The organism is Piscicoccus intestinalis NBRC 104926 (assembly GCF_001515525.1).
In the GTDB taxonomy this organism is placed as follows: Bacteria; Actinomycetota; Actinomycetes; order Actinomycetales; family Dermatophilaceae; genus Kineosphaera; species Kineosphaera intestinalis.
Genome location: NZ_BCNQ01000287.1, coordinates 1 through 1,664, shown reverse-complemented (window position 1 = coordinate 1,664; position 1,664 = coordinate 1). Strand labels below are relative to the sequence as shown.

The 1,664-nt window shown below is 73.4% G+C and carries 2 protein-coding genes; one reads left to right on the top strand and one right to left on the bottom strand.

What is annotated here, in order from left to right:
• Positions 1–225: 225 nt before the first annotated feature.
• Positions 226–855, top strand: a complete 630-nt coding sequence (locus PINTE_RS21260; RefSeq protein WP_068434595.1) for an arsenate reductase/protein-tyrosine-phosphatase family protein — start codon at positions 226–228, stop codon at positions 853–855.
• Between the two features lie 33 nt (positions 856–888).
• Here the strand turns inward: PINTE_RS21260 and PINTE_RS21255 are convergent.
• Positions 889–1,664 (bottom strand): PIG-L deacetylase family protein (locus PINTE_RS21255; protein ID WP_068434592.1); only part of this gene is annotated, 776 nt, incomplete at its 5' end.

Below are 1,664 nucleotides of genomic sequence, written 5' to 3'. Positions count from 1 at the left end.
GCGGAAGGCCGGCCAGCAGCGCCCGCCCGGGCCCCGACGTCAGGGCCCGCGCGTCTGCCGGGGTCATGCCGCTCACCGCGCCATTGTCGCCTGCCACCGGCGGCGGCCCCGAGCGGGCGGGCGTGCGGGCCGGTCACCGCCTCGCAGCCCCACCGACATCTGCCCTTCGCCGCCCCCTCCCCGACGGTTCACCCGTTCGGCGCGCGCAGCCGGTTGACTTCTGCCGTGGTCACTCTGGACGTGCAGACACTGGACAAGATCGTCGACGAACTCTCCGACCGCTACGCGGGCAGCTTCACGCGCGAGGAGGTGAACGAGGTCGTCCAGGCCAGCCATGACGAGCTGGCACCGACATCGAGGTCGCCGCAGTACCTGCCGGTCTTCGTGCGCAAGTTCGCGCTCGACCACCTCGTGCACCTCGCGGAGGAGCGCGGACTCGACCGGCATGGCGTGCAGGACGTGCTGTTCATCTGCAACGGCAACGCCGGCCGCTCCCAGATGGCCGCGGCCCTGGCCAACGAGCTCGCCGAGGAGCTGGCTCCCGGCCGGGTGCGGGCCTGGTCGGCCGGGGTCAACCCGATGGCGGAGGTGCTGCCCGAGGTGCGCGAGGTGATGTCCGAGCGCGGCATCGACATCGGCGAGGCCTTTCCCAAGCCGATCACCTCCGATGCGACCAAGGCCTCGGAGTACATCGTCGCCATCGGCGTCTCCGACGACGAGCTGCCCATCCACGGGCGGCACACGCTGCACTGGGACATCGCGCCGGTCATCGATCAGGGCGTGCCGGAAACCCGGGCGGCCCGCGACGACCTCGAGCGTCGCGTGCGCGAACTCCTGACCGAGATCACCGCCTGAGCCGGGCCGCCGAAGAGCCGGCTCAGCGCTGCCTCACCGGTGCAGGTACGAGGTGTACGAGTTGAACAGCGCGCGCTTGGGAGCCGGGTACAGCCCGGCGTGACGCAGCCGGCCGTCCGCTCGCACGGTCCACGTGTTCAGCGCCGGCCCACCGAACGCCGAGGGCACCGACAGCCATCCGATGCCGTAGCGACCGGAGCCGGGGGCGAACCGCCCGTACTCCAGCCCGGCGTTGCGCAGCGCGGTCCGGTCGGCGCCGGTCGCGACCGTCGCCACGACCCGCCGCGGTGCGGGCAGCTGGTACGGCGGGTACAGGAACGAGACCGAGCCGACCTTGCGGGTCGCGCCCACCGAGCGCAGCGCGGCGCCGAGCGTGCGGTGGTTGGTCTGCGGATCGGAGTCGCTCATCGTCGCGTACCCCGCCTTCGCGCCGAAGCGATCGACCGCGGTGTTGACGACCTTGCGGGCCACGGCCGAGGTCAGCGCGGAGCCGGAGTCGGCGACGCGCGGTGCGCCCGGCAGCCCCAGGTGCACGTTGCGGGCGGGTACCCCGAGCCGCGCCGCGGCGGCGCGGAACTCGGCGTCGCGGGCGGCGACGAACTGCGCCGTGGTCAGTCGATACCGCACGACGCGTCCCGTGCTCGGCGAGCGCACCCCGCGGGCCAACACGGTGCGCGCCCCCGAGGACTGCCCGGTCGTCACGAGCACGAGGTGCACGCACGCCGGGCCCGAGCGCGAGACGGCGCGGCGGATCGACGCGCCCATGCTCAGCGTCTCGTCGTCCTGGTGCGGCACGAGATAGACCAGCG